At 62.6% G+C, this 21034-nt stretch carries 18 protein-coding genes and 1 pseudogene; 7 read left to right on the top strand and 12 right to left on the bottom strand.

Annotated elements, in window-relative coordinates:
- Window positions 1-49: 49 nt before the first annotated feature.
- The 3 genes from galE (at window position 50) to ACP7AL_RS08430 (ending at window position 3719) form a co-directional block, all read left to right on the top strand.
- Complete coding sequence (gene galE / locus ACP7AL_RS08440; RefSeq protein WP_425990602.1) at window positions 50-1063, top strand: UDP-glucose 4-epimerase GalE; 1014 nt, start codon at window positions 50-52, stop codon at window positions 1061-1063.
- Between the two features lie 119 nt (window positions 1064-1182).
- On the top strand, window positions 1183-2985 hold the full coding sequence (locus ACP7AL_RS08435) for an ABC transporter ATP-binding protein (RefSeq protein WP_425990600.1): 1803 nt from the start codon (window positions 1183-1185) through the stop codon (window positions 2983-2985).
- A 44-nt stretch (window positions 2986-3029) separates the two neighbouring features.
- Entirely contained in the window at window positions 3030-3719 is a 690-nt protein-coding gene (locus tag ACP7AL_RS08430; protein WP_425990598.1) for a fumarylacetoacetate hydrolase family protein, read from the top strand.
- 123 nt (window positions 3720-3842) lie between these two features.
- Here the strand turns inward: ACP7AL_RS08430 and ACP7AL_RS08425 are convergent, their stop codons facing one another.
- The 5 genes from ACP7AL_RS08425 to ACP7AL_RS08405 all read right to left on the bottom strand — a co-directional run bounded on the left by ACP7AL_RS08425 (window position 3843) and on the right by ACP7AL_RS08405 (window position 8140).
- Window positions 3843-5138, bottom strand: coding sequence for an amidase (locus ACP7AL_RS08425; protein ID WP_425990596.1), 1296 nt, complete (start codon window positions 5136-5138; stop codon window positions 3843-3845).
- A gap of 963 nt (window positions 5139-6101) precedes the next feature.
- Window positions 6102-6773 carry an aquaporin gene (locus ACP7AL_RS08420; protein ID WP_425990594.1) on the bottom strand — a complete coding sequence of 224 codons (672 nt, stop codon included), beginning with the start codon at window positions 6771-6773 and terminating at the stop codon, window positions 6102-6104.
- Entirely contained in the window at window positions 6773-7297 is a 525-nt protein-coding gene (locus ACP7AL_RS08415) for an arsenate reductase ArsC (RefSeq protein ID WP_425990592.1), read from the bottom strand. Before ACP7AL_RS08415 ends, ACP7AL_RS08420 begins: the two co-directional genes overlap by 1 nt.
- A gap of 8 nt (window positions 7298-7305) precedes the next feature.
- Window positions 7306-7776 (bottom strand): ArsI/CadI family heavy metal resistance metalloenzyme, encoded by a 471-nt coding sequence (locus ACP7AL_RS08410; protein ID WP_425990590.1) that lies wholly within the window; start codon window positions 7774-7776, stop codon window positions 7306-7308.
- A 16-nt stretch (window positions 7777-7792) separates the two neighbouring features.
- The gene (locus tag ACP7AL_RS08405) at window positions 7793-8140 is read right to left on the bottom strand and encodes an ArsR/SmtB family transcription factor (RefSeq protein ID WP_425990588.1); all 348 of its coding nucleotides are present in this window, start codon (window positions 8138-8140) and stop codon (window positions 7793-7795) included.
- A 150-nt stretch (window positions 8141-8290) separates the two neighbouring features.
- Between ACP7AL_RS08405 and ACP7AL_RS08400 the strand changes: the two genes are divergently transcribed.
- A complete protein-coding gene (locus tag ACP7AL_RS08400; protein WP_425990585.1) occupies window positions 8291-10021 on the top strand; it encodes an adenylate/guanylate cyclase domain-containing protein in 1731 nt (576 codons plus the stop codon).
- Window positions 10022-10048: 27 nt separating this feature from the next.
- On the top strand, window positions 10049-10930 hold the full coding sequence (locus ACP7AL_RS08395; protein WP_425990583.1) for an alpha/beta hydrolase: 882 nt from the start codon (window positions 10049-10051) through the stop codon (window positions 10928-10930).
- Window positions 10931-10936: 6 nt separating this feature from the next.
- Here ACP7AL_RS08395 and ACP7AL_RS08390 read toward each other — a convergent pair whose 3' ends face one another.
- From ACP7AL_RS08390 to ACP7AL_RS08380, 3 genes are all read right to left on the bottom strand, one after another.
- On the bottom strand, window positions 10937-11362 hold the full coding sequence (locus ACP7AL_RS08390) for a cupin domain-containing protein (RefSeq protein ID WP_425990581.1): 426 nt from the start codon (window positions 11360-11362) through the stop codon (window positions 10937-10939).
- A 167-nt stretch (window positions 11363-11529) separates the two neighbouring features.
- On the bottom strand, window positions 11530-12999 hold the full coding sequence (locus ACP7AL_RS08385; RefSeq protein WP_425990579.1) for a flavin-containing monooxygenase: 1470 nt from the start codon (window positions 12997-12999) through the stop codon (window positions 11530-11532).
- Window positions 13000-13452: 453 nt separating this feature from the next.
- Window positions 13453-13662: a cold-shock protein gene (locus ACP7AL_RS08380; protein ID WP_006021548.1), complete on the bottom strand. Its 210-nt coding sequence runs from the start codon at window positions 13660-13662 to the stop codon at window positions 13453-13455.
- 526 nt (window positions 13663-14188) lie between these two features.
- On the opposite strand from ACP7AL_RS08380, the pseudogene ACP7AL_RS08375 reads away from it, so the two are divergent.
- Window positions 14189-15284 (top strand): annotated as a pseudogene (locus ACP7AL_RS08375) (sensor histidine kinase).
- A 12-nt stretch (window positions 15285-15296) separates the two neighbouring features.
- On the opposite strand, the gene rocF reads toward ACP7AL_RS08375, so the two are convergent.
- Window positions 15297-16259, bottom strand: a complete 963-nt coding sequence (gene rocF / locus ACP7AL_RS08370; protein ID WP_425990577.1) for an arginase — start codon at window positions 16257-16259, stop codon at window positions 15297-15299.
- A gap of 140 nt (window positions 16260-16399) precedes the next feature.
- Between rocF and ACP7AL_RS08365 the strand changes: the two genes are divergently transcribed.
- Window positions 16400-16561 (top strand): hypothetical protein, encoded by a 162-nt coding sequence (locus tag ACP7AL_RS08365; RefSeq protein WP_425990575.1) that lies wholly within the window; start codon window positions 16400-16402, stop codon window positions 16559-16561.
- 153 nt (window positions 16562-16714) lie between these two features.
- Here ACP7AL_RS08365 and ahcY read toward each other — a convergent pair whose 3' ends face one another.
- The 3 genes from ahcY to ACP7AL_RS08350 all read right to left on the bottom strand — a co-directional run bounded on the left by ahcY (window position 16715) and on the right by ACP7AL_RS08350 (window position 21022).
- Window positions 16715-18148, bottom strand: a complete 1434-nt coding sequence (gene ahcY / locus ACP7AL_RS08360; protein ID WP_425990573.1) for an adenosylhomocysteinase — start codon at window positions 18146-18148, stop codon at window positions 16715-16717.
- Window positions 18149-18337: 189 nt separating this feature from the next.
- A complete protein-coding gene (gene metK, locus ACP7AL_RS08355; protein ID WP_006021553.1) occupies window positions 18338-19534 on the bottom strand; it encodes a methionine adenosyltransferase in 1197 nt (398 codons plus the stop codon).
- 144 nt (window positions 19535-19678) lie between these two features.
- Window positions 19679-21022 (bottom strand): hypothetical protein, encoded by a 1344-nt coding sequence (locus ACP7AL_RS08350; RefSeq protein WP_425990571.1) that lies wholly within the window; start codon window positions 21020-21022, stop codon window positions 19679-19681.
- Window positions 21023-21034: the final 12 nt, after the last annotated feature.

Genomic DNA, 21034 nt, shown 5'->3' with positions numbered 1-21034 from the left:
GCGCAACAGGCGCCCAACGGAGCGCGGACGCAATGCGGATTGGAAAGCCATGACAGTTCTGGTCACCGGAGGCGCAGGTTACATCGGCAGCCACACGGTTCGTGCGCTGGTCGATGCGGGCGAAAGCGTCGTCGTCGTCGATAATCTTTCGACCGGCTTTTCGCAATTCCTGCCCGAGGGCGTGCCCCTGTTCATCGGCGATGTCGCGGACGAAAACCTGGTCGAAGGCGTGATCGCCGCGCACAACGTCAGCTCGATCATTCATTTCGCAGGCTCGGTCGTGGTGCCTGACTCGCTGCGCGATCCGCTCGGCTACTACCGCAACAACACGATGACGACGCGCAATCTTCTGAACGCGGCGGTCAGGTGCAACATCAGCCGCTTCATCTTTTCATCGACGGCCGCGGTTTACGGCAATCCTGACCAGATGCCCGTTGCCGAAGAAGCGCCGACACGTCCGCTGTCGCCCTATGGCTCGTCGAAGCTGATGACCGAGATCATGCTGCACGACGTCGCCTCCGCGCACGGCATGCATTACGCCGTGCTCCGCTACTTCAATGTCGCCGGCGCCGACCCGGAAGCCCGGATCGGTCTCGCAACCGTCGGCGCGACGCACCTGCTGAAGATCGCCGTCGAAGCCGCGACCGGCCAGCGCGCCAAGATCGACGTCTTCGGCACGGATTATCCGACGGTTGACGGAAGCTGTATCCGCGACTTCATCCACGTGACCGATCTGGCCGACGCGCATCGCGCGGCGCTTGCCTATCTCGAGAACGGCGGTCCTTCGGCGACGCTGAATTGCGGCTATGGCCGTGGTTATTCGGTGCTCGAAACCGTCGAGGCAGTGCGGCGTGCGTCGGGCCGTAATTTCGCCGTTCAGTATGCCGATCGTCGCCCCGGCGACATCATGACCATGATCGCGGATACATCACGCATTCGCGCCACGCTGGACTGGACGCCGCGCTACGACGATCTCGACACCATCGCCCGCCATGCGCTGGCATGGGAGGAAAAACTGCTGGCAGACCGGCTCCGGGACGGCCGGCAGGCGGTTTCAGCGTAGTGTAGAATTGACCCAAAGGCCCTGATTCCGCTTGAAAATCCGGTCCATAGCGGGCAAGAGACGGACATCGCAGAAACCCTGACGGGGCGCCGGTTGTGTCGGCCGTCAATGGAACGCGGATGACCGAGCTTCCACGAAAAATCACCGACGACCCTTATGGGGCGGCTGCCCTTATTCGCCGCCTGATCACCGAACAGGGCCTCCAGCACTGGCGGCGCTATACGGTCGCTTTCGTCCTGATGGCGTTATCCGCCGGCGCGACAGCCGCGTCCGCCTGGCTGCTTGGCGAAGTGATCAACCAGACCTACGTCAATCGCAGCATCAACGGCATCGTGATGCTGTCGCTGGCGATCATCGTTCTGTTCACGCTCAAGGGCGCAGCGACCTACGGTCATACGGTCATCCTGTCGAAGATCAGCAACGCCATCCTTGCCAGCAATCAGCGCCGGCTGTTCGCGAAACTGATGCGCGAGAATGTCGGGTTCTATTCCGAACGCCATTCCTCCGAGTTCCTCGCGCGGCTGACCGCGGGCGCGCAATCCGTGACCCAGGTTCTCAGTCTCCTGATCAACGCCGTCGGACGCGATTTCCTGTCGCTGGTCGGGCTGGCCGCCGTGATGGTGATTCAGGACCCGTGGATGTCGCTGTCCGGGCTGCTGATTGCACCCCCTGCGTTGTTCGTCATCCGCAAGCTGGTGAAGAGGATCAAAGGCCTCGCTCACAACCAGTTCACCGGCACGGCGGACATTCTCGAAACCATGCAGGAATCCCTGCAAGGCATCCGCACGGTCAAGGCGTTCACGCTTGAAGACACCATGCAGGCGCGGATCGACCGGAACATCGCGATGGTTGAAGCCAACGCCAACAAGATGGCGCGGGTCCAGGGCCGGTCGAGCCCGCTGATGGAAACCCTCGGCGGCTTCGCCATCGCCGGCGTCCTGATGTATGGCGGCTATCGCATCATCGCGACCGGCGCGACGCCGGGACAGTTCTTCTCGTTCATCACCGCGTTCCTGCTGGCCTATGAACCGGCCAAGCGGCTCGCCCGCCTCAACATCGAACTCAACAGCTATCTGATCGGCGCGCGCAAGCTGCTCGAAATCGTTGACAGCCCGGCGAGCGAACCGGACGACAGCGACAAGCCCGCATTGCAGTTGACCGAAGCAAAGGTTGAATTCCGCGATGTCACCTTTGCCTATCGCGGCAACGAGACCGTGCTCAACCGCATGAGCTTTGTCGCCGAGCCCGGCAAGATGACCGCGCTGGTGGGCCCGTCCGGCGGCGGAAAATCCACCGTGCTGGCGCTGCTGCTACGGCTGTACGAGGCGAAGTTTGGCGCCATCGTCATCGACGGGCAGATCATCTCCGACGTCTCGCGCCGCTCGCTGCGCCAGCAGACCGCCTATGTCGGACAGGACGTCTACCTGTTCCGCGACACCATTCGCGAGAACATTGCGTTCGGCAAAGCCGGGGCATCGGAGGAAGAGATCGTCGCTGCCGCGAAGGCCGCCTGCGCCCACGATTTCATCATGAGCTTCCCGCGCGGCTACGACACGCCGGTCGGCGAACACGGCACGCAGCTTTCCGGCGGCCAGCGCCAGCGCATCGCCATCGCCCGCGCGCTGGTGAAGAACGCGCCGATCATCCTGCTCGATGAAGCCACCGCCGCACTCGACTCCGAGTCCGAGAAGCAGGTGCAGGAAGCGATCGAGCATCTTTGCCAGAACCGCACCACCATCGTCATCGCCCACCGCCTGCACACCATCATGCACGCCGACCAGATCCTGGTGGTCGAGAACGGCACCATCGTCGAAACCGGGCGTCACGATGACTTGCTGCGGCGCGGCGGGCGCTATGCCTCGTTCTTCCGTTTGCAGCATCGTGAAGCCAACCCGCTGGCTCCCGTCGCCGCCAGCGCGTAAGATCGCGTCTCCCGCCTCGTTGCCCTCCCAGAACCGGAATTCCCATGAGCGCCAGCTTCGTCATTCCCGCACTCACGCAACCGTCCATTCCCGTCGCCGGTGAATCGAAATCCTTCCCGGTGCGCCGCATCTGGTGCGTTGGCCGCAACTATCTCGAGCACATCCGCGAGATGGGCAACGACGAGCGCCAGCCGCCATTCTTTTTCGCCAAGCACGCCGACATGATCACCGGCGACGGCGCGACAATCCCCTATCCCTCCCTGACCAAGGATTTCCAGCACGAGGTCGAGTTGGTCGTCGCGCTGAAGAGCGGCGGCGCCAACATCGATCCGGCCAAGGCGCTCGATCACGTCTACGGCTACGGCGTCGGCATCGACCTCACCCGCCGCGACCTGCAGATGGCGTCGCGCAAGAAGGAGCAGCCCTGGGAGATCGGCAAGTCGTTCGATTTCTCCGCGCCCTGCGGCGCGCTGCGTCCCGCCGCCGAGATCGGCCATCCTGTGAAGGGCAAGATCTGGCTCTCGGTCAACGGCACGGAGAAGCAGAAGGGCGATCTCTCCGAGATGATCTGGAATGTCGCGGAAATCATCGGCAAGCTCTCGCTGCAGGTCTTGCTCGGCGCCGGCGATATCATCCTGACCGGCACCCCTGCCGGCGTCGCCGCGCTGTCGCCCGGCGACAAGATCGAATGCGGCATCGACGGCATCGGCACGCTGAAGGTCGCGATCGGCTAACGCAAACCTCTGAAACTGTCATGGCCGGGCTTGACCCGGCCATCCACGTTTTTCATTGCATTTAGGAAGGTGGATCACCGGGTCAAGCCCGGTGATGACGATCGAGGATGTGGCAACGTCCCGTTACGCCTCCAACTGTTTCTCCACCGCAGCCGCGATGGCGAGCAGCTTGCGGTCGCCGCCGTGACGGCCGACCAGCATCAGGCCGACCGGCAGCGCATTGCCGAGCCGGATCGGCAGCGAGATCGCGCAGGTGTCGAAGAAATTCCAGATCGCGGTGTTCATCAGCGCCTGAACGTTGCGCTTGTTGAAGCTTTCCGGCGTCGACACCTCGTCCATGGTCGGCGCGACGATCTGCACCGTGGGCATCACCAGCACATCGACCTTGTCGAACACGGCGTCCATCTGCGCGATGCCGCGCTCGCGGTCGCGCAAGGCGAGGATGTAATCCGCCGCGCTGATCTTCTCCGAGCGCAGCAGGCGCGCCCGCACATTCGGATCGACGCCCTCGCCCGCCTCCGCCAGCAGGGTGCGGTGAATGGCATACGCCTCCGGCGGGGCGACACCGCCGCGTTCGTTGGCGGTGTGCATGATGGAGAGTGCATCGAGGGTGATGTCGCTGCCCTTCCAGTGCGAGCCGAGCCTGGCCAGCGCCAGCGGATAGGCCTTTCCGACGATGTCATCGAGGCCCTCGACGGGATAGCCCTGCACCAGGCCGACGCGCACGTCGCCGAGCGCAGGCGGCGACAGCGGCGATGGCGTCTCGCCGGCCAGGATGGCGTCGGCATTGGCGCAATCGGCAACGCTGCGCGCGATCGGCCCGATCGAATCCAGCGTGAACGACAGCGGAAATGCGCCGGTGCGCGGCACGCGCTTCACCGTGGGCTTGAAGCCGGTGACGCCGCAGAACGCCGCGGGGATGCGCGTCGAACCGCCGGTATCGGTGCCGATGGCGATCTCGCCGACGCCGTCGCCCACCGCGACCGCGGCGCCGGAGGACGAACCACCCGGCACACGCTTGCGGTCCGCAGGATTGCCCGGCGTGCCGTAATGAGGATTGGCGCCGAGGCCCGAATAGGCGAACTCGGTCATGTTGGTTTTGGCGGCGATCACGGCCCCCGCCTCGCGCAGACGCGTGACGATGGCGGCATCCGCCGTGGCCGGCTTGCTGCGCGCCGGCAGCACCTTCGATCCGGCGCGGGTGACCTCGCCCTTGACGTCGAACAGATCCTTGATGGTGATGACCGCGCCGTCGAGCGGGCCGCGCGAACCGCCGGACTTGATGCGTGCGTCGGCAGCATCGGCCGCCTTGCGGGCCTCGTCGGCATAGACGGTGAGGCAGGAGCGCGCGCCTTCCCCGGCGGGATCGGCGATTTTCACGAGGGCTTGTTCGAGGCGGTCACGGGATGAGGCTGTCATTTGAGGCTGTCTTAGCTCTTTTTGATTTGCAGGTACGGAGCCGGGAGAATGTATTTTCCGCAGGCAGAAGGCAATGCTTCTAAAATTTAGCATTCGCCCGGCACATCGCGCGATCCCTCGCGTAGCCACGCTTCATCGCCCCTGTTGTTATGACGGCGCGGGGGCGCCCGAAATCTTGATCGCTTCGCCCTTGAATGAGGGCGCGCGGAACGCCGGATGCGCAAGCGCATCCGCAGCCCCGTGTGCAAAAGTGAGAAAGCACACGAGCGTAGTCGCCACGGTCACGCCGTTTGCATCCGGCGTTCCGCACGCGGTGGGGCTCCGGCTTGCTTCGTGCTCTCCCCGGTGGACGATGCTACGTCACCGCATCCCTGCTGAGGGTTTCCGCCTCCGGTTGGAAGCAGCTCTCTGCCGGACTGACGCCAGCTTCGGGCGTCGGGACCACACGACTTGGGCCGGCGCGGGATAGCGTTGTCCGGCGAAGTGGTCTTCCGGTTCGCCGTAGACAACGCGTCAATGATGACTCGCTGCCAGGCGAAGCGGTTTCCCGCGTCGCGTCAAACGCACAGCGTGGTTCGTCTGCCGTCGCTTGCATCGCTCACACGCCTCCGGATCTTGCGCACGCCCTTGCGGGTGCGTGCGCGCGATCCGGGCTTGCGCCCCGCGACCCTCGCTCCGGCCTGACGCTGCCGCGCCACCGCATCCCGCCCCGCGTATCGTGACGATCGCGAAACGCCCCTCATGACGGGGCGGGACACGGCAAACATAAGTGAGGTTCAGAGCGCGGGGATTTGTATCCCCATCACGAAATGTTTCGAGAGTCCGCCGTCATTCCGGGGCACGCGTCTTCCTGCGAGCCCGGAATCCACAGCCACTCAGGTGATTTTCGCAGTCGTGGATCCGGGCCTGCGCCAAGGGGCGCATCCCGGAATGACGATGGGAAATTGCCATGCTTCATCCGGGCTACGCTGGCTTTGTGGTTCGCCTCCACAGCCAGCCGCTCACTACGACGGCGGCAAGCATGCCGACAAGCTGAGCGGCGATGAAGGCCAGCACGCCTGCGGGTGCGATTCCGGCAAATGTATCCGACAGCGAACGCGCGACCGTCACCGCCGGATTGGCGAAGGATGTGGACGCCGTAAACCAGTATGCCGAGGTGATATAGAGCCCGACCGCGTAAGGCACCGCTGAGGGCGCGCGCGCCACACACCCCAGAATCGTCAACAGCAATCCAAAAGTGGCGATACCCTCGGCGAACAATTGCCCGCCGCCTGAACGCACCGTGGTCGAGAACTGCCAGAGCGGCAGTTCAAACATCAGGTGCGCGGCCCACACCCCCGCGATCCCGCCGGTCACCTGCATTGCGATGTAAAGCGCGGCGATGGGCCATGACAATTCACCGCGCATCGCGAAGGCGGCCGAAACCGCCGGATTGAAATGCGCGCCCGAAATCGGACCGAAGATCAGGATCAGGACGACAAGGATCGCGCCAGTGGGCAAGGTGTTGCACAGGAGCGCGACGGCGCCGTTTCCGCCCGCGAGCTTCTCCGCCATGATTCCAGAACCGACGACCGCAGCCAGCAGGAATGCCGTGCCGAGCCATTCGGCGAAGGCACGTTGTGCGAGGGAAGGCATCAGGTCCGTTCGGGCGCTTTCGTTGCGCCTTCCATCCCGCCGATGTCCTTCAGTTTGTTGCGGAGAGCCAGTTCGTCGAGAGAGCGAATTGGAAGAGCAACGAAAATTGCGATGCGCTGATTGAGCAGCCGGTAGGCCTCCTTGAAGGCCATCGCGATCTCGGCGGGCGTGCCCGTCGCTTCCGCCGGATCGGGAATGCCCCAATGCGCCGTCATCGGCTGCCCCGGCCAGACAGGGCACGATTCCGCCGCTGCGCTATCGCAGACGGTGAAGACGAAATCGAACAAGGGCGCGCTGGGACGCGCAAACTCAGCCCATGACTTCGACCGAAAGCCAGACGTATCGTAACCGAGACTTTCCAGCAGCTTGATGGTCTCCGGATGAATCTGACCCTTGGGCTGGCTTCCGGCGCTGTAGGCGCGGAACTTGCCCGCGCCGATCTTGTTGAGGATCGCCTCGCCGATCACCGAGCGCGCGGAATTTCCGGTGCAAAGGAAGAGGACGTTGTAAATCTCGCCAGACATCGTGACCTCTAGCAGCAGGCCGAGGCCGCAGCAGGCTTCATCTCCGGCGCACAACACGCCGATTTCTTCTCGTGTGCGATACGCGCTTCGTTTTCGCCGGTTCCGTCGCCGTAATTGGTGCTCTCCCCCTTGGTGAGGAAAGTCTCCCACGAGATTCCGGCCGGATCTCCGATCCAAGACTTTTCCGACTTTGCATAACAGCAGGCGGTGTCACCTTGCTCGACGACCTCGCCACCGGCAACGCGAAGCCGTGCGTAAACCTCCTGCAACTCCTGTGCGTCTTCCACCTGAATGCCGAGATGGTCCAGGCCGGCTTCCCTGCCTCGCGATGAAATCGCGAAGTTGACGCGCGGATCGTCCAGCATCCATTTCGCATAGTCGGATTTCACGATCGAAGGCTGCGCAGCGAACAATGCGGAATAGAAGCCGATCGATTGACTGAGATCGTTGACGGCGACGTGAACGTGCAAACGCTTCATGGAATCTCTCCTTCGTTTACGCAGAAACCTTGGTGCGCCTGCGCACAGGCTTGCACAACACAGCGGGCGCACAATCGACCGCCCCGCCGCAGCAGTTTTCGGTGAGGTATCCGATCAGGCCGTTCATGGTGTCGAACTGGGCCGCGTAAATCATCGAACGGCCGTCGCGCCGAGCGCTGACAAGGCCCGCCTCGCGCAGCCGGTCGAGATGGAACGTGAGCGCGTTGGGAGACAGGCCGAGATCCGCGGCAATCTCGCCCGCAGGCATCCCATCGGGACCCGCCTGCACCAGCAGGCGATAGGCATCCAGCCTGTTTTCCTGCGAAAGGGCGGCCAGCGCCGCGAGGATATCCGGCTTGTTCATATTTCAATGATTATTGAAATATTTTCGCCGGCGCAAGAAATATTTCAATAATTGTTGAAATATCTCGGCGTGGGGTTTGCCCCCAAGATGCCGCCGCATATCGCGGTCGCATATTTCGCGATAAAGTTCCCCCCACCTTGGGGAATTGCGATGATCCGTTTGTCGATCCGGCGAAAAATCATGGGCATTGCCGTGACGCTCATCGTCCTGATGGCGGTCACGGCGATCCTGTCCATGGTGTCGGTGATGCAGGTATCCGCCCGCCTCGAAGAACTGACGACCAGCTACATTCCGGCCTACGGCAATCTGGCGCGCGCCAACATCCGCTCCGTCGAGCGGGCGCTGGAATTGCGCCGCATGGTGATCGAACGGATTCGCTCGCCATTCGGCAGCGACCGCCTGACCGCGATCCGCAGCGTCTTTGAGACCAAAGGCGCTGAAGTCGAGCAGGAAGTGCAGGCCGCACGCACACTGATCAACGGCCTGATCCAGAAAGGCGTCACATTCTCCGACCCGACAGCGCTGGCCCGGCTCGACACCCGGCTGGAGACCGCACTCAACGTCTCCCGCAGCCATCTCAACAGCGAGATCGAGCGCATGCTGCCGCTGCTTCAAACCGGCGACACCAAGGCCATCGATGACGGGCTGGCGCGGGTCGATGCCCTGCGCAATGAACTCAACGAGAGCCTCGATTCGATCCGTGCGGACATGTTCGCGGTATTGCGGACGGAAGCCGACCGGACCCGGCAGAAGCAGTCGCAGGTCACCATCATCGCCGCGGTGCTGACCGCGCTCGCGGCCACCATGGGGCTGGTGTTCTCCATGCTGGTCAGCGCCGGCATGACGCGGCCGGTCCGGAAACTGCTGGAAGGTGCACGCGCGGTCGAAGCCGGACATCTTGAGGAAAAGATCATCGTCACCACGCAGGACGAAATCGGCCAGCTCACCACCGCGTTCAACAGCATGGTCGAGCAATTGCGTCTCAAGGAGCGTATCCGCGAAACCTTCGGCAAGTATATCGATCCGCGCGTGGTCGAGGGACTGATCGACAAGCCGGCGATCGCATCCGAAGGGCAGCGCCGCGTCATGACCGTGCTGTTCTGCGATGTGAAGGGATTCAGCAGCACCAGCCGGGGGACGACGCCGCAGGGGCTGGTCAAGGTGATGAACCGCTATCTCTCGGCGATGTCCGCACCGGTGCGCGCGCATGAAGGCATCATCGACAAGTATATCGGCGACGCCATCATGGCCTACTGGGGCCCTCCCTTCACCGCCGATGCCGATCAGGCGCGGCTCGCCAGCATCGCCGCCCTCGACATGCTGGAGCTTGTCCCGCAACTGCGCAATGAGCTTCCCGAACTGCTCGGGGTGCGCAATCTCCCCGCGCCGTTCGACATTCGCATCGGCATCGCCACCGGCGAGGTGCTGGTCGGCAGCATCGGCTCGGAACTGATGATGAGCTACACTGTGATGGGCGACACGGTGAACCTCGCCTCTCGCCTCGAAGGCGCGAACAAGGCCTATGGCAGCCGCATCCTTGTTTCGGAGGCGACGGTTGCCAGCGCCGCCGGCGAGATCGATACGCGCGAGATCGACCGGATCGTGACGCTGGGCCAGACCCACCCGGAAACGGTGTTCGAGATCATGGGCCGCAAGGGCACGCTGACGGCATCGCAGACCGCGCTTCGCGATCACTATTCCGACGGCCTCGCCGCCTATCGCGCCCGGCGCTGGGACGATGCGCGCGGCGCCTTTGCCGCGGCGCTCAAAGCTGTCCCCGATGACGGGCCGTCGCTGACATTCATCAAGCGTCTCGACGGCTTTGCGTCAGACCCGCCCGGCGATGACTGGGACGGTGTGTGGCGGCTCGAACAGAAGTAAGGTCTTCACCGCAACAGGAGCAGCACCATGCCCTCCTCCGAGATCGACGCCATCCGCGCGCTGCTGACGGCGAAGGCCCGGCCGGTCGGCTGGGCGCAGCGCCGCGAGCGGCTGGACGAGATCGGCTCGGTCTGGCCGGTGGCCGACGACATCGTTCTGACAAGCGTCGATCTCGGCGGCGTGCCGGGCGAATGGTCGCTGGCGCCCGGCAGCGATGCCTCGCGCGTGCTGATGTACTTCCACGGCGGCGGCTACTGCTCAGGCTCGCTCACAAGCCATCGCCGCATGGTCACCGAAGCCGGACGCGCGGCGAAAATCCGCACGCTGGCGGTCGGCTATCGTCTTGCGCCGGAGCATCCGTTTCCCGCAGCGCTGGACGACGCGATGACCGCGTGGCGCTACTTGCGCAAGCAGGCCTATCTGCCGTCGCAGATCGCCATCGGCGGCGACAGCGCGGGCGGTAATCTGAATGCCGTGCTGATCAACACGCTGCGCGTGCAAGGCGAGCATCCGTCCTGCGCGTGGCTGGCCTCGCCCTGGACCGACCTCACCATGTCGGGCAACTCGCTGGCCACAAAGGACGCGGTCGATCCGATCATCCACAAGGGCTATCTCGGCGAACTCGCCGACGCCTTCGTGCCCTCGGGCGTCGCATGCAACGATCCGCGCATCTCGCCGCTGTTCGCCGATCTCCACGGCTTTCCGCCGACGCTGATTCAGGTCGGCTCGCACGAGACGCTGCTCGACGACGCCGCTCGCTTCGCGGCGGCGCTGGGCGCGGCGGATGTGGACGTGACGCTGGAGGTGTGGCCGGAGATGATCCACGCCTGGCCGCTGTGGAACGCGCATCTCGAACCCGGCCGCCGCGCGCTGGAACACGCGGGCGCGTTCATCCGCCGTCACATGTGAGCGAGCTTACTTCTGCAGCACCGTGTTGACCGCGCCCTTCTCGACCATGTCGATCACCAGCAGCTTCACCGGCACCTTGCCCTTGTTGGCGCCGAAGTGCCACTGATCGACCGCCTCGAGAATGAAGTCGCCGGTCTTGAAGGTCTGCGTCTTGCCGGTGTCGAGATTGGTGACCGCGATGGTCCCCGCCTGCACATAGGCGTAGCGCGGAAACGGATGCTTGTGTTTGGGCAGCACCGCGCCCGGCGGAATCTCGTAGGTCGAAACGATGACCTGCGCATCCTTTTGCGGCAGCACGATCGGCTGCCCGCTCGACGTCGTGGTGGCGGACATCACCGGCTTGACCACGACCTTGCTGGTTGCAGGCTGGGTGTCGGCATAGAGCGGCGATGCGGCCAGCATCAGGCCGAGCGCGAACGGAAGGGACTTCATCGCATCAAACTCCATCGTCATTCCGGGGCGCGCGTCTTCGCGCGAGCCCGGAATCCAGTGATATATAGAGGAAAATGGATTCCGGGTCTGCGCCAAGCGGGCGCATCCCGGAATGACGTGTGGAGAGATCAACAAGCCACATGCCGGAATGATGGCAGAAAGCGCCCTTACTCATACACCATCACGCCGTCATCGACCTTGCCGAGACGCAGCGAGACGATGTCGAGCGCGTAGTTCTGATAGAGCTTCCACGGCCGCTTCGAGCCCTGCTTCGGCATCTTCGCCACCGCGCGCTGCACATAGCCCGAGGTGAAATCGAGCCAGTTCTCGCGCTGCACCTCGGGATCGGTGTTGCGCGGCGTGCACTGCCTGTAGCCGTGCCTGTCCATGTAATTGATCAGGCGGCAGACATACTCGCAGGTGAGATCGCATTTCAGCGTCCACGAGGCATTGGTGTAGCCGAACGATGAGGCCAGGTTCGGCACGTCGGAATACATCATGCCCTTGTAGTTCAGGGTCTGCGCGAAATCGACCGCGCGCCCATCGACGCTGACCTGCATGCCCCCGAGCACCTGCAGATTGAGGCCGGTGGCGGTGACGATCAGATCGGCCTCCAGTTCGCTTCCGTCAGCGAGGCGGATGCCCTTCGGCGTGAAGGTGTCGATGGTGCTGGTCACCACCGAGGAACTGCCTTCCTTGATCGACTTGAACAGGTCGCCGTCGGGCACCAGGCACAGCCGCTGCTGCCAGGGATTGTAGCGCGGCGTGAAATGGGTGCCGATATCGTAATCCGGCCCGAGCGCATGGCGCACGCCGCCAAGGATCAACTGCTTGGCGCGCTCCGGCTTGCGGCGGCAGAGCTGGAAGAAATACATGCCCCAGAGCACATTGCGCCAGCGGATCAGGTGATAGGCGAGTTTGGCCGGCAGCTTCTCGCGCAGCTTGTTGGCGAGCGCATCTTCGGCGGGCCGCGCCACCACATAGGTCGGCGAGCGCTGCAGCATGGTGACATGGGTAGCGGTCTTGGCCATTTCCGGCACCAGCGTCACCGCCGTCGCGCCCGAGCCGATCACCACGACGCGCTTGCCGGCATAATCGATGTCGCTGGTCCACTTCTGCGGATGAACGATGCGGCCCTTGAATGTATGTGCGCCGGGAAACTCCGGCGCATAGCCGCCTTCATAGGAGTAGTAGCCGCTGCACATGAACAGGAAGCCGCAGGTGAACTGCGCGATCTCCTTTGCAGGCCCCCGTTCCACCTGCACCGTCCAGCGCGCATCCTTGGACGACCACGACGCGCTTTTGACGCGATGGTTGAAACGGATCTTCTGTTCGATGCCGTTGTCGCGCGCGGTCTCGCGCACATAATTCAGAATGCGCGGACCATCTGCAATGGCTTTGGGCTCGGTCCACGGCTTGAACGAATAGCCGAGGGTATACATGTCGCTGTCGGAGCGGATGCCGGGATAGCGGAACAGATCCCAGGTGCCGCCGATGCTCTCGCGGCCTTCGAGGATCGCGTAGCTCTTGCCGGGGCAGTTCTTCTGCAGGTGATAGCCCGCGCCGATGCCGGACAGGCCCGCGCCGACGACCAGCACATCGAAGTGGTCGTTATTTGTTTTGGTCTTGTCGAGCATTTCAGTCTCCCTGCCCCGGATTTAACCGGCAAGCGGGGCGGCATGGCAACCCGATTTTGCGGCGTCGGTGCGCGCAACGCCTTGTTTGAAACGATGTCCGCTTTTCGGGATCAGGACCGGACAGCAAAAAGCCCCATCATTTCTGACGGGGCCTAGTGGGCCGATTCTAACATTCGCATCATATTGCGGCGGGCTTCCTTGCGAATGTTAGAATCAAAGGCCCACCGGCAGATATATTTCTAGTGGAGCTTTGGATTTGACATTCGCTTTGGGAAGCAGTCGCAAAAATGGAGCGAATGTCAAATCCGCTCCACTAGTGACGTCCGTTTCATTACATCCGTGAAACGAGCGAAAAGCTGGCTGCTGCAACCAGTACATCCGTGGATGCAGCGCCTGGCTCTTTTTCTTGTTCGGGCTTGCGCGACAACCGGTGTCCGGCTGCCGCGATCGGCCTTACAGAATCTGCAGGTTTTCTGCGCTGGTCTTGCCGCGCATCTTGTCAACCTTGGCTTCGTACGAAACCTTCTGTCCTTCGGCGAGGCCGGTCAGGCCAGCGCGCTCGACAGCGCTGATGTGAACGAACACATCGGTGCCGCCATCGTTCGGCTGAATGAAACCAAAGCCCTTTTGGCCGTTGAACCACTTCACAGTACCAGTCGTCATAACAAACAATCCTTAGAGGCGCGTACATGCGCAGTCCCGCACGACGTCGCGCGGAGCAAATCCAATCTAGCGATGTCTTAGGGTAAGGAGCCGAAGGGGACCGAAAAGGTCCAAAGGGCGCTTTAACAAAAGCTGTGCCGCAGGTCGAATGCGAGGCTTGTAGCAGTTGCCGGCCCTAAAGCAACAACTCAATTGTGTTCGCGCGGCGGCGCAGGCGTTTAAGCGAGCAATGCCAGAGGCTTGGGCGCTGAAAATAACCCGCAGGTGCTGCGGCATTTCCAGCTTAACGGGCGGAACGAGCATTAAAGCTCTCCCGGAAGATTCACTTCAACTAACCAGCGAGGCATCCATGCCGGCCTGTCACTGCACCGCGCCCGCAGGCCTGCGCGACGCCGCGAAGAAGGATGGCTCCTCCGGAACTTTGGCAATGAATTGAAGTTCTTCCTGCATGGAGTTCTAGCCTTTGGTTGAGGCGCCGTATTTAGTGTTTGTCATTACTCATTTGGATTTTTGGACCCGCTAAGCGATGCCATCTGACGTTGCCTCTTCATCGACGACCAGTTCCATGAACGACGAACTGAACGCCGCAAGCCCAACGCTGGTTGGAAATGCCGATGTCCTGCGAAGCGTGCTGGCGGGTTGCGGCGATTGCATCAAAATCCTCGATCTCGACGGCCGCCTTCAGTTCATGAGCGACGGCGGAAAGCGCGTTATGGAAGTCGAAAACTTCTCAGAATTGAAAGGCTGCCCCTGGCCGGACTTCTGGGAAGGCACCGGTAACATCGATGCCAGTCAGGCGGTTGCAACGGCAAAAGCTGGCGGTATCGGCCGCTTCAAGGGAGCGGCAAACACCGCGAAAGGGAATCCTCGTTATTGGGATGTGCAGGTGTCCCCTATCGTCGATGACGCAGGCAAACCCACACACCTGCTCTCGATCTCTCGCGATATCACGGAAGAATGGAGAGCCACGGAAGCGCTGAAGGATGCTATCGAGCAACAGGCCCTGCTCACGGCTGAATTACAGCATCGCATCAAGAATACACTCGCCATCGTCAGTGCGATCGCAAACCAAACGATGCGGGGCGAAAGCGTTTCCCGATGCCCGCCAGGCGTTTTTAGCGCGCCTGTTCACGCTCAGTCACGCACACGACATCCTGACCCAGACGAGTTGGGTGGGCGCGCCGATTAAAGCCGTTGTGGAAGGCGCTTTGGCTCCGCACCGCACCGGACAAAGGCATATCACTATCGGCGGTCCCGACGTAGAGTTGTTGCCCAAGCAGGCGCTGGCAATAGCGCTCGCTGTTCACGAGCTTGCAACGAACGCAGTCAAATACGGGGCGCTTTCCACAAACGGCACCGTCAATGTTGAGTGGACGAATGACGTCATCGATGCCGAACCCCGCTTTCGTTTCATATGGACAGAAAAAGGCGGCCCAAAAGTCACGGAGCCGCTTCCGGCTGCGAAAGGCTTCGGGTCGCGACTGATTTCGCGCTTACTCGAGGGAGACTTCTCGGGCAAGGTCACCACGACCTATGCAGCGGACGGTCTCGTCTGCGAATTGAATGCGCCGCTCATCGCGCTGAAAGACAACGCTCCGGCTGCGTTGGAAATCTCGCACTGAAACTGAATTCGCCTACACCACCGCATTGCTCGGCGTCGGGCGGTCATGAATCTGTTGGCCGAATAGCGAGCCGACCAGTTCGACCACCGTGCGCGCGGTGAGGCCGCGGTTGTCCAGAAACGGATTGAGCTCGACCAGATCGAGCGAGCGCACCAGCCCGGAATCCTGCAGCATCTCCATCACCAGATGCGCCTCGCGATAGGTCGCCCCGCCCGACACCGTGGTGCCGACGCCGGGGGCCGACACCGGATCGAGGAAATCCACGTCCAGGCTGACATGGAGGACGCCGCTGCGCGCCCTCACCCGCTCGATGAATTCGCGCATCAGGACGCTGACGCCGAACTCGTCGATCCGGCGCATGTCGGCGATCCAGACATCGCGCTGCGCGAGCAATTCCTTTTCCTTTTTGTCCACCGAGCGCAGGCCGAACAGGCCGAGCTGGCGCGTCACGATGGAGGAGCGCTCACTCTGCGGCAGCAGATCGTCCAGCCCCGGCTCGCCGCACAGGAATGCGCCGGACATGCCGTGCATGTTGCCGGTGATCGTGGTCGCGGGCGTGTTGTAATCGGCGTGGGCATCGAGCCAGAGCACGAACAGCTCGCGCTCCTGCTCGTGCCAGTGCCGCGCGACGCCGTTCACCGAACCCATCGACAGCGAATGATCGCCGCCGAGAAATATCGGAATCGCGCCGGACTTCGCCATGGCGTAGGCACGCCTTGAGGTCTCGCCGATCCAGGCCTTGATCTCGCGGTAGTGCTTCGCGTTCGCCGGGGGCGCTTCATCGCTGAAGCTCAGCTCACGCGGCGCGATGTCGCCGTGATCCTCCACCTTGAAGTCGAGGCTCTCCAAAAGCTGTGCGATGCCCGCCGTGCGCAGCGCCGCCGGGCCCATCAGCGCGCCCTTCTGCGAGGCCCCCACTTCGATGGGCACACCGAGCAGCGAAACCGTCGTCGGATAGGCGCTTGATTCGGTCACGAGCAACCTCGCATCAGCGAATGAACCGGAAACCTGCGCATCTTATCGGGATTCGCAAACCGCGATACGCGCATGCCGGATTGTGCGGGCGGGAACATAACAGCTTCGTGACCGTTGCCATTTTTTAGGAGGAGGACAAGATGGCTGAAGGCGGAAGTGGTGGAATTGGAATATTGGGCGTGATCGTGGGCGCCGTAATCGTTGTCGGCATTGGTTTCTTTTTCCTGCAGGGCGGAATGAAGAGCAAAAGCTCCGGGCCCAGCGTGACCATCACGGCGCCGGCAGCGCCCAGCAGCAAATAGCAAAAAAGCCCCGGAACAATCCGGGGCTTTTCTGTTTCAGTCATTCCGGGGCGCGAGCATCGCGAGCGAACCCGGAATCCAGAGGTTCTTTTCCAACCCATCGAGATTCCGGATCGGCCTGCTTCGCAGACCGTCCGGAATGACGGGTGGTTCTCAGTAGCGGTAGTGATCCGTCTTGTACGGGCCTTCCGGCTTCACGCCGATATAGTCGGCCTGATCCTTGCGCAGCTCGGTGAGCTTCGCGCCAATCTTGGCAAGGTGGAGCCGCGCGACCTTCTCGTCGAGCGACTTCGGCAGCACGTAGACTTCCTTCTTGTACTTGCCGTCCTTGTTGTTGGCGAAGAGTTCGATCTGCGCCAGCGTCTGGTTGGTGAACGACGCCGACATCACGAAGGACGGATGGCCCATCGCGTTGCCGAGGTTCACGAGGCGGCCTTCGGACAAGAGGATGATGCGCTTGCCGGAGGAGAACTCGATCTCGTCGACCTGCGGCTTGATGTTGGTCCACTTGAAGTTCTTGAGCTGCGCGACCTGAATTTCGTTGTCGAAATGGCCGATGTTGCAGACGATGGCCCGGTCCTTCATGCCGCGCATGTGGTCCAGCGTGATGATGTCCTTGTTGCCGGTCGCGGTGACATAGATGTCGGCGCGCGGAAGTGCGTCCTCGATGGTGACGACTTCATAGCCTTCCATCGCCGCCTGCAGCGCGCAGATCGGATCGATTTCCGACACCAGCACGCGGCAGCCGGCCTGACGCAGCGACGCGGCAGAGCCCTTGCCGACGTCGCCGAAGCCCGCGACGAACGCGACCTTGCCCGACATCATGACGTCGGTGCCGCGGCGGATGCCGTCCACCAGCGATTCACGGCAGCCATAGAGGTTATCGAACTTCGACTTGGTGACCGAGTCGTTGACGTTGATCGCAGGCCACAGCAGCGTGCCGGCCTTCTGCATTTCATAAAGACGATGCACGCCCGTGGTGGTCTCTTCCGACACGCCCTTGATGCTGTCGGCGATCGCCCTGAAGTAGCCCTTCGGCTTTTCCTTGAGCTGCTTCTTGAGCAGCGCGAAGAACACTTCCTCTTCCTCGGAGCCCGGTTTGTCGAGGAATGCCGTGTCGCCGTTCTCGGCGCGCAGGCCGAGGTGGACGTACATGGTGGCGTCGCCGCCGTCATCGAGGATCATGTTCGGGTGGCCGCCGCCGTGCCAGTCGAACAGCTTGGCGGTGTAGTCCCAGTAATCCTTCAGCGTCTCGCCCTTGACGGCGAACACCGGAATGCCGGCCGCGGCGATGGCGGCCGCGGCGTGATCCTGCGTCGAATAGATGTTGCACGACACCCAGCGGATGTCGGCGCCCAGTGCCTTGAGGGTTTCGATCAGCACGCCGGTCTGAATGGTCATGTGCAGCGAGCCGGCGATGCGCGCGCCCTTCAAAGGCTGCTTGGGGCCGTACTCTTCACGCGTGGCCATCAGGCCGGGCATTTCGGTCTCGGCGAGCGAGAGCTCCTTGCGACCGAAATCGGCAAGACCGATGTCGGCGACGATGTAGTCGTTGAAGCCTGCTGGGGGCTTGGTGGTGGTGCTCATTTTAACTGTCCTGGTTCCTGTGCGGGGTGCCGTTGCTGTGCCCTCTCCCCTTGTGGGAGAGGGCTGCGCGAATGGCAGCGATAAAACTCAATTGGGTGAGGGGCCGATGTCTGCGACAAGCAAACACCCCTCACCCGCCCTCGCTGTGCTCGGGCACCCTCTCCCACAAGGGGAGAGGGGAAGAAAGAATCAGACCGCCTTCTTCAGCGTGTCTGCGAGGTCGGTCTTCTCCCACGAGAAGCCGCCGTCGGCGTCCGGGGTGCGGCCGAAGTGGCCGTAAGCCGACGTGCGCGCGAAGATCGGCTTGTTGAGGTCGAGGTGCTTGCGGATGCCGCGCGGGGTCAGATCCATCGATTCCGCGACGGCCTTCTCGATCTTGTCGTCCGAGACTTTGCCGGTGCCGTGGGTGTCGATGTAGATCGACAGCGGACGCGCGACGCCGATGGCGTAAGCGAGCTGCAACGTGCAGCGATCCGCGAGGCCAGCCGCGACGACGTTCTTGGCGACATAGCGAGCCGCGTAAGCCGCCGAGCGGTCCACCTTGGTGGAGTCCTTGCCGGAGAACGCGCCGCCGCCGTGCGGAGCCGCACCGCCGTAGGTGTCGACGATGATCTTGCGGCCGGTGAGGCCTGCGTCGCCATCGGGACCGCCGATGAAGAACTTGCCGGTCGGGTTGATGTGCCAGATGGTCTTGCCGTTGATCCAGCCTTCCGGCAGCGCCTTGCGGACGTACGGCTCGACGCGCTCGCGCACCTGGTTCGAGGTCATGTCCTCGACGAGATGCTGATGCGACACGACGATCTCGCGCACGCCGACCGGCTTGCCGTTTTCGTACTGCACGGTAACCTGGCTCTTGGAGTCCGGGCCGAGCACCTTCTCGACGCCCGAGTGGCGGGCTTCCGAGATCAGGCGCAGGATCTTGTGCGCGTAATGGATCGGCGCCGGCATCAGTTCCGGCGTCTCGTTGGTGGCGTAACCGAACATGATGCCCTGGTCGCCCGCGCCCTCTTCCTTGTTGGTGCCGGGCTGAAGTGCGTCGACGCCCTGCGCGATGTCGGCCGACTGCGGATGCAGCAGGATTTCGATATCGCAGGTCTTCCAGTGGAAGCCTTCCTGCTCGTAGCCGATGTCCTTGATCGCGGCGCGCACGGTCGCTTCGATCTGCTCGTTGGTGACGGTGGCCGGTCCGCGCGTCTCGCCCGCGATCACGACCTTGTTGGTGGTGGCAAGCGTTTCGCACGCGGCGCGGATCGCCCACGGATCGATGCCGGCCTTGGGGCCTTCACGGAAAAACAGATCGACGATCTCGTCCGAAATCCGGTCGCAAACCTTGTCCGGATGACCCTCAGAAACCGATTCACTCGTGAACAGATAAGACGCGCGCATCAACCAATCCCTTCCAGATGGGCCGCGGTCGGCCCGTTTGAATTTTCAGAACCCCGGTTTCAGAACCAGGGCTCCATCTTCACTTGACGTGCTTTCATGACGCGAACGATCACCGCTCCGTTTTTGAAAACACCATGAACTCTTTCAATCGCGACGCCGGGAGATGACGTAGGATTCGTCGTAGAACCAGAGACCGTTATGCTTGCGCAGCACGTCCCTGGTGGCGTCGAGATAACGGCCGCTCTGCGTGACTTCGTCCAGGCGGTCGTCTTCGACCTGAGCGACATACACCGCCGCATTCCATGCTGCAAAGGCCGTCGAGGTCCCGATCGGCCCTGTTACCTCGTTGGGCAGCGCTTCCATATCGTACCGGAAAATAGAGCGGTTATCCGCGTAAGCGTTAAAGTTGAGATCGCGGCCGGCCGATCCCAGCTCGTATTTCACGGCGCGCAGTAACTCATGGCGGCTGACCGCGAAAGGGTTTTCTCCAGGCCACACCGACTGCACTATTTCCATGCCGGGATCGTGACCGTAGGAGTGAATCCCGATCAGCCGTCCGCCGGCGCGCAGCGCGCGGGCCAGTGGCGCAACAATCTTCTTGGCGCGGAAGTTCAGCGACGATCTCGCCCGGTAAGGCTGCGAAGCGATCACCAGATCGAAATTGGCCTCGACCCGCCCTGCCCGCGGAATCATCGCATCCAGCAGGAACCGGTGATCCTCGCGGTAAATCACAAGCGCGATCGGCCGCTCATAGACCGGCATGCCCGAACGGGCGCTGACGCTGGCGCGCCAGTTTTCTTCCAGAAACGGCTGCAAATCCGCGATCTGCGTCTCGAATTCGCCGGACGAGGAGCCGCGCAGCGCGACCTCGCGCCAGATCATCGCCGCCGCAGCGGTCGGCGATTTCGGCGCCAGCCACGGCGCCTCGGCGTAATTCATGTTGGTCAGAACGAACACCGTCGCCGGATGCTCGAACAGGCGGTCCGGCACCTTGTTCAGGGTCAGCCGCACGTCCTCGAGGCTGATTTCCTTGCCGGCGATATAGAACGGCATGTTCGGGAACCGGCTGTGCATCGCGCGCATCACCCGCCCCAGCACTGTCCCGTCGCCCACCCCTGCGTCGAAAACACGCAAGGCGGGCGGCCTGGGATGGATGCTCCCCAACTCCAGCGCCACGCGATCAGCGATCACCCGCTTTTCCGAGCAGGTGTGAACGAACAGCAGATACTTCTGCCGGTTCTCGAAAAACCGGAAATTGCCTGTGGGATCCCGCTTCTCGATCGGCGGTTCCGGCACGCTCACGACCGGCACGCCGTCCCCAAGAAAAGCTCTAATCCGCTCCAGTGTGTCGACGGTTATGCGCTTGCCCTCGCGCAGCCGGTGCACCAGCTTGCCGTCGTTCACCGCGCGGCGGCCGAACGTCGATTCCGCCATACCTGCCTGACGGCAGTATTCGGAAATCTGAGCCAGGAGCTGGTCGTTTTTCATCAGACCGGTGGG

This window comes from Afipia sp. DC4300-2b1, assembly GCF_049895725.1.
In the GTDB taxonomy this organism is placed as follows: Bacteria; Pseudomonadota; Alphaproteobacteria; order Rhizobiales; family Xanthobacteraceae; genus Afipia; species Afipia broomeae.
The sequence above is the reverse complement of the archived record's forward strand: the minus strand, read 5'-3'. Positions and strand labels throughout refer to the sequence as shown.

What these genes read in the sequence shown, in the direction of transcription:
- ACP7AL_RS08405 (WP_425990588.1), bottom strand. Translation starts at nt 8,140, where the DNA reads ATGAACAAGCCGGATATCCTCGCGGCGCTGGCCGCCCTTTCGCAGGAA.
- ACP7AL_RS08380 (WP_006021548.1), bottom strand. Translation starts at nt 13,662, where the DNA reads ATGACGACTGGTACTGTGAAGTGGTTCAACGGCCAAAAGGGCTTTGGT.
- galE (WP_425990602.1), top strand. Translation starts at nt 50, where the DNA reads ATGACAGTTCTGGTCACCGGAGGCGCAGGTTACATCGGCAGCCACACG.
- ACP7AL_RS08395 (WP_425990583.1), top strand. Translation starts at nt 10,049, where the DNA reads ATGCCCTCCTCCGAGATCGACGCCATCCGCGCGCTGCTGACGGCGAAG.
- ACP7AL_RS08425 (WP_425990596.1), bottom strand. Translation starts at nt 5,138, where the DNA reads ATGACAGCCTCATCCCGTGACCGCCTCGAACAAGCCCTCGTGAAAATC.
- ACP7AL_RS08350 (WP_425990571.1), bottom strand. Translation starts at nt 21,022, where the DNA reads ATGAAAAACGACCAGCTCCTGGCTCAGATTTCCGAATACTGCCGTCAG.
- ACP7AL_RS08365 (WP_425990575.1), top strand. Translation starts at nt 16,400, where the DNA reads ATGGCTGAAGGCGGAAGTGGTGGAATTGGAATATTGGGCGTGATCGTG.
- ACP7AL_RS08400 (WP_425990585.1), top strand. Translation starts at nt 8,291, where the DNA reads ATGATCCGTTTGTCGATCCGGCGAAAAATCATGGGCATTGCCGTGACG.
- metK (WP_006021553.1), bottom strand. Translation starts at nt 19,534, where the DNA reads ATGCGCGCGTCTTATCTGTTCACGAGTGAATCGGTTTCTGAGGGTCAT.
- ACP7AL_RS08420 (WP_425990594.1), bottom strand. Translation starts at nt 6,773, where the DNA reads ATGCCTTCCCTCGCACAACGTGCCTTCGCCGAATGGCTCGGCACGGCA.
- ACP7AL_RS08385 (WP_425990579.1), bottom strand. Translation starts at nt 12,999, where the DNA reads ATGCTCGACAAGACCAAAACAAATAACGACCACTTCGATGTGCTGGTC.
- ACP7AL_RS08435 (WP_425990600.1), top strand. Translation starts at nt 1,183, where the DNA reads ATGACCGAGCTTCCACGAAAAATCACCGACGACCCTTATGGGGCGGCT.
- ahcY (WP_425990573.1), bottom strand. Translation starts at nt 18,148, where the DNA reads ATGAGCACCACCACCAAGCCCCCAGCAGGCTTCAACGACTACATCGTC.
- ACP7AL_RS08410 (WP_425990590.1), bottom strand. Translation starts at nt 7,776, where the DNA reads ATGAAGCGTTTGCACGTTCACGTCGCCGTCAACGATCTCAGTCAATCG.
- ACP7AL_RS08430 (WP_425990598.1), top strand. Translation starts at nt 3,030, where the DNA reads ATGAGCGCCAGCTTCGTCATTCCCGCACTCACGCAACCGTCCATTCCC.
- ACP7AL_RS08390 (WP_425990581.1), bottom strand. Translation starts at nt 11,362, where the DNA reads ATGAAGTCCCTTCCGTTCGCGCTCGGCCTGATGCTGGCCGCATCGCCG.
- ACP7AL_RS08415 (WP_425990592.1), bottom strand. Translation starts at nt 7,297, where the DNA reads ATGTCTGGCGAGATTTACAACGTCCTCTTCCTTTGCACCGGAAATTCC.